At 65.7% G+C, this 5,094-nt stretch carries 5 protein-coding genes and 1 pseudogene; all 6 read right to left on the bottom strand.

The features are described 5' to 3' along the window. Positions 1 to 104: pseudogene (locus ACTHL0_RS09490) on the bottom strand (DNA-binding response regulator); the annotation flags it as partial. Positions 105 to 108: 4 nt separating this feature from the next. Further along, complete coding sequence (locus tag ACTHL0_RS09495; RefSeq protein WP_440566479.1) at positions 109 to 1,101, bottom strand: sensor histidine kinase; 993 nt, start codon at positions 1,099 to 1,101, stop codon at positions 109 to 111. A gap of 513 nt (positions 1,102 to 1,614) precedes the next feature. Beyond that, the gene (locus ACTHL0_RS09500) at positions 1,615 to 2,385 is read right to left on the bottom strand and encodes a ferredoxin--NADP reductase (protein ID WP_440566480.1); all 771 of its coding nucleotides are present in this window, start codon (positions 2,383 to 2,385) and stop codon (positions 1,615 to 1,617) included. Positions 2,386 to 2,638: 253 nt separating this feature from the next. Then, positions 2,639 to 3,283 carry a LysE family translocator gene (locus ACTHL0_RS09505; protein WP_440566481.1) on the bottom strand — a complete coding sequence of 215 codons (645 nt, stop codon included), beginning with the start codon at positions 3,281 to 3,283 and terminating at the stop codon, positions 2,639 to 2,641. Positions 3,284 to 3,351: 68 nt separating this feature from the next. Then, positions 3,352 to 4,161, bottom strand: coding sequence for an endonuclease/exonuclease/phosphatase family protein (locus tag ACTHL0_RS09510; protein WP_440566482.1), 810 nt, complete (start codon positions 4,159 to 4,161; stop codon positions 3,352 to 3,354). Between the two features lie 29 nt (positions 4,162 to 4,190). Beyond that, positions 4,191 to 4,787, bottom strand: a complete 597-nt coding sequence (locus ACTHL0_RS09515) for a hypothetical protein (protein WP_440566483.1) — start codon at positions 4,785 to 4,787, stop codon at positions 4,191 to 4,193. Between the last annotated feature and the right edge of the window lie 307 nt (positions 4,788 to 5,094).

Here is a 5,094-nt window from a genome sequence, read left to right on the forward strand (position 1 = left end):
TCGGCTTCGACCACCTCCCGGGCCACCCCATGGTTGACCAGGAGTTGGCGAACGCCTTGGCGGACGATGGCGTGGTCGTCGACCAGCAGGATTCTGAGCGTCATCGCGTTACCTCCCGCGCCCGGGACGGGTTGCACCCGTGGGCCTGTGGCCCTTCGCGGCGTCGCGCTCGTGCGCCATTGCGGCCCAGAGGAAGTGCGCGCGCACGGTCGTACCCGAGCGCGCAGCCGGCGTGTCCGTATCGGCCGGCCACGGGGCGTCCCACGGCCCGAACGCTTCGTCGCGCAGCCGGGAGGCAATGCGCACCGCGCCGCCGAATCCCTCGCAGCGGGCGCGCATGCCGGGCAAACCAAAACCGCGCGCGCTGACCGAATCGGGCGCTCCGGCGCGGCGAGCGCGCGGCGGCATGCCGCGGCCGTCGTCTTCGACGATCAGTACCAGGCGTTTGGCGTCGGTCTGGATGCGAACATCGGCGCACGTCGCGTCGGCGTGCTTGGCTACGTTATTCAGTGCCTCCTGGGCGACGCGCATGACTGCCAGCGCCGCATCGGCCGGCAACTGCGCGAGGCGTACATCGGCCGCGCAGACAAAGCGCGTGGCGATGCCCGTGCGCTCGGAGAACGTGTGCGTCCACTCGGCGAGTGCGGTGACGATCCCGCCTTCGACGCTGGGGGCGTGCAACTCGTGGATCAGGCGTTGACTCGCCTCGGAAGCCGCCTCGAGCGAGCGTTGCGCGATCGCCAGCGCGACGGCCGCGTCGCCGGCGTTCTCCATGGCGTTCAACGCATGTTCGACATTGGCGAGCGCGAACCGAGCCGCCGTCAACTCGGCACCGAGGCCGTCATGCAGCTCGCGGGCCAAGTGGCGCTTGATGTCTTCGCGGGCGGCCTCCAGGTCGGCGTCATGCTCGACGCCTTCCGCCTGGTAGTGCCCGGAGCAGCCCGCCGGAGCGGCGGCCGGTGTTCGAAGGCGCGGGTCGCGCGGACGGGGCCGGTCCGCATTGCGTGCCGCGGCGGGAATTGCGCCGGCAACCAGCGGGACGACCGTTGGGACGTCCGAGTGGGAATGCTGCCGGGCGGAATTGGCCACACGTTGAGTCATCGGAAGATATACACCTCAAATTGGTACGCGCCACGCCGGAAAATATGACGCCGGAACGTCGCGCTATTTACATTCTGTAACAGTGGGTCGAACGAGAAAAAACCGTTTCCACGCACCCGTCTTCGGGGCGAATAATATCTCAAAAACCGAAGAGATGGCGCTGCCATGTGGGTTACGAAGGGGTTATTGACAAGGCCCGGCGTTTTTGTATGTAGGAAAAATTCGTACGAAGGATGGGAGATTTAAGAGGGGCAGATGTAGCGCGCGCGCCGTGTGCGACGGGCGTAAAAATGCAAAAACCGGAGCGCGAAGGCTCCGGTTTGGATGAGGACGGCAGGGGACGCCGCGGCGTCGGCGGCCCGGCAGCGGCGGGCGCGAGGGGGCCGAGCCGGCCATACGCGCTACGTTCGGGGCAACAGCCGCCCCCGTGGACGACGTGTCGACACGCCGGGGACGGATGCCGAGGGGCGCAACGCTAAGCGCTACGTTCTACGGCACCTGTTAGCCAGACGATTAGCCGACGAACGCTTTTTCGACCACGTAGTGTCCCGGCTCGTTGTTACTGCCTTCCTTGAACCCGAGGCTGTCGAGCAATTCACGCGTGTCGCGCAGCATATGCGGGCTGCCGCACAGCATGACGCGGTCGTTCTCGAGCGAGAACGGCGGTACGTTCAAATCTTCGAACAGTTTCTTCGTATCAATGAGTTCGGTGATTCGACCCCGATTCTGAAACGTTTCGCGCGTGACCGTCGGGTAGTAGACGAGCTTTTCACGGACGATTTCGCCGATGTCTTCGTGCGCCGGCAGGTGCTCCGTGATGTAGTCCTTGTAGGCGAGTTCGTCGACGAAACGGCAGGTATGCGTCAGCACGACCTTCTCGTAGCGGTCGTACACGGTCGGATCCTTGATGATCGACATGAACGGCGCCAGGCCCGTGCCCGTCGAGAGCAGCCACAGCGTCTTGCCCGGCAGCAGGTTGTCGGCCATCAGCGTGCCTGTCGGCTTCTTGCCGATCAGCACCTGATCGCCCACTTTCAAGTGTTGCAGGCGCGACGTCAGGGGGCCGTCCTGCACCTTGATGCTCAGGAATTCGAGGTTTTCTTCATAGTTCGCGCTCGCCATGCTGTAGGCACGGATCAGCGGTTTGCCGTCGACTTCGAGCCCCACCATCGTGAATTGCCCGTTTTCGAAGCGAAACGACGCGTCGCGAGTGCAGGTGAAGCTGAACAGCGTGTCCGTCCAGTGGTGGACGGAGAGGACGGTTTGCGGGTTCAGATTGCTCATGGCTACTAGAAAGTGCGAAGGGATGTGGTCACCAAAGCGCTCGGCACACGAACGCTCAGGCCGGCGGGGGCGAGGGCGAAGGGCTGTCGCGGGCTGCGTCTCGCGACGCTGAAAACCCGCTATTTTAGCGCGCCTCGAACACCACCGGGCTCTGTGGGGTTTTTGCATCGGTGCGCTCCACCCCGCTGGCGCCCCCGCACCCCCTCGCGCCAGCCGATCGCGCGGCGCCAGCCGAGCGCTGCGGCACCGTGTCTCAGCGCTCCGCGACGAGCTTTGCGCCGAGTCCGACAAGCGCCGCGCCGCATAACGCGTCGACGGGCCGGCGCACTTTACGGTAGCCGCGCTGAGTGCGTTCGCTTGCGAACATGAACGCCATGCCGCAGTACCAGCTGGCCGAAAGCGAGCCGACCGTCGCGAACACGGCGCCATAGAACCAGAGCGGCGGATGGGCGGGGAACATCGTCGCGAACACGCTGGACCAGAACGCAACGGATTTCGGATTGGTGGCGCAGGTGACGAAGCCCGAACGGTACGCGCGAAACCAGGCGGTCGCATCAGGCGGAAGACTGGGCGACGCAGGCTCCGGGGCAGCTGGCGACGGGCTGCGGCGGGCGCAGGCGCGCACAAATTTGAGGGCGAAATAGACGAAGGAAAACGCGCCGGCGATGCGCACGCCGCTGTACAGCCACTCGAGCCGCTGCAGCACGGCCGCCAAGCCGAGCATGGCGAGCGTGACCCATATCATCGAAGCGGTGCACACGCCGAGCGCGGACGCCGCGCCGAGGCTGCGCCTGCCCGCGAGCGACAATTGCGTGATCATGAAAAAGTTCGGGCCGGGGCTGGCCGCCGCGATCAGATAGATGACGGCGATTTGCGCAAGGATGGGCAGGTAATGCATCGGAACGGGCGCCGGAAGAGCCGAGAAAACGGGTGCGGGAGCCGCTAATCTAACCGAACTTCCCCCATTCAGTCTTTCAATTCGAGACGGGCGACGTACGGCAAATGATCGGACAGCCACGCCGTTTCCTGTGCGGGCGGAACGCAGGCGATCGGCTGCATGCCGCGCACGAACATCTTGTCGAGCGCGAGCGCGGGCGAAAACGCGGGAAACGTGCGCGCGGGCTGGCCGAGCAGCGTCGCGACTTCAACGAGCCCGTGTTCGCCGAAAATCCCCACCGAATCGTTGCGCCAGTCGTTGAAATCGCCCGCGAGCACGAGCGGCCCCGCGGGCGCCTCGCGGGCAATCCAGTGCGCGATCCAATTCATTTGCCGCACGCGGGCCGAGCGTGTCAGCGCCAGATGCGCGCACAGCAGCGTCACGGATTGCCCCGCGAAGGCGGCGCGCGCCACGAGCAAGCCGCGCCGCTCGAAACGGTGCGCCGAGATATCCCAGCGTCCGCCCAGATCGAGCGGGTGCGGCGAGAGGATCGCGTTGCCATGACGCCAGGACGGCTTGAAGACGTTTGGCCCGAGCGCGATGTCGAGGTCGAGCGCGTGCGCGATCTCGGTGGCCTGGCACTCCCAGACATCGGCTAGCGGCTCGTGCACCGGGGCGCCGAAACTGGTGGCGAGCACCGGGCCCGGCATGCGGCGTGCCATCGCCTCCTGCAGGAAATAAACGTCGGCGTGGGTGGATTCCACCCAGCGTTGCATGGCCTTCCACGCAGTGAAGCCGAGCGGCGACCGGCCCTTGTGCAGGTTCCAGCTGACAGCGACAAACTCCTTTTTCTGCGGGCGAGCCGCAACGGCCTGGGTCAATTCTTCGGGGTTTCGCATGCCGCGTTGTATCCGCTTCGTTCCAACCGTTAGTGAGACGTGACGTTCGCGTGCACGCGATAGACGAGCGTCGGACGCTTGTCGATCAGCGTCCAGTCAGCCGATCCGCCGACGGGCACGGGCAAGCCTGGATGGCTCGCATTCACGCGGCGAGGCTGCGGCGGCAGCTTGCAGCCTTCGGGCGTGGTGGGGGCCGTATCGTCTTCGATCGTTTCATCGGCGTCGATCGCGAGCGTTACGCCGCTGACATCAGCCGCGACCGGTGACACGGACACCGTCCGCGCAAGATCGATGCCGCCTGCCGGGTTCTCTTTGCAGCCTACGCGATGCGTGGTTGGGTGGTGATGCGTGCCGCTGTAGGTTTGTCCGACCATTGTCGTCGCCTGGAACGTGTCGATCGTCTGCCCGTCGCGCAAGACATCGAGTTGCCATGTCACGGCGGTGGGGGCGGCATCGAGGGCGGATGGATCGGGCACGGTAGACGCTGCGGCGCTCGCGGCGGTGTTGCCCGCGGCGGCGGCAAACGTGGCGGACAGCGCGCTGGCCAATGCGAACGCGGCCAGGACGGCGAGCGCTTTGAGGACGGCGCCGCCCCGCGAGGCGGCGATGCGGGTAACTTGCCTCATCTAACCCTTTCTCCTTCGCGCGAAAGACGAATACGGCCGCGCGGGACGACAAGCGCCCATCTTACGCCTAACGGACACTCCGGGCGGGCGCCGCTCATCAAAGGGTGCAGGGGCAAGCGCGAAGCGGGGCACTGGCGCCTGATCCATGGCGCCACAGGCTTGAGCGTTCGCATGCCGTGCGTTATTAGCAGCACGCATGCCGCGCTGCTGGCTTTTCGCATGGAACTTGCTTGGCTACACTGAAAACACGAATTAGCGAACGATGCGCCGCCCCGCGGCCGGACGCATGGCCACAGCAAGAATCGAC

Source organism: Trinickia sp. (assembly GCF_051961175.1).
GTDB lineage: Bacteria > Pseudomonadota > Gammaproteobacteria > Burkholderiales > Burkholderiaceae > Trinickia.

Coding starts and splice junctions, on each gene's coding strand:
- ACTHL0_RS09515 (WP_440566483.1), bottom strand. CDS start 4,787: ATGAGGCAAGTTACCCGCATCGCCGCCTCGCGGGGCGGCGCCGTCCTC.
- ACTHL0_RS09495 (WP_440566479.1), bottom strand. CDS start 1,101: ATGACTCAACGTGTGGCCAATTCCGCCCGGCAGCATTCCCACTCGGAC.
- ACTHL0_RS09505 (WP_440566481.1), bottom strand. CDS start 3,283: ATGCATTACCTGCCCATCCTTGCGCAAATCGCCGTCATCTATCTGATC.
- ACTHL0_RS09510 (WP_440566482.1), bottom strand. CDS start 4,161: ATGCGAAACCCCGAAGAATTGACCCAGGCCGTTGCGGCTCGCCCGCAG.
- ACTHL0_RS09500 (WP_440566480.1), bottom strand. CDS start 2,385: ATGAGCAATCTGAACCCGCAAACCGTCCTCTCCGTCCACCACTGGACG.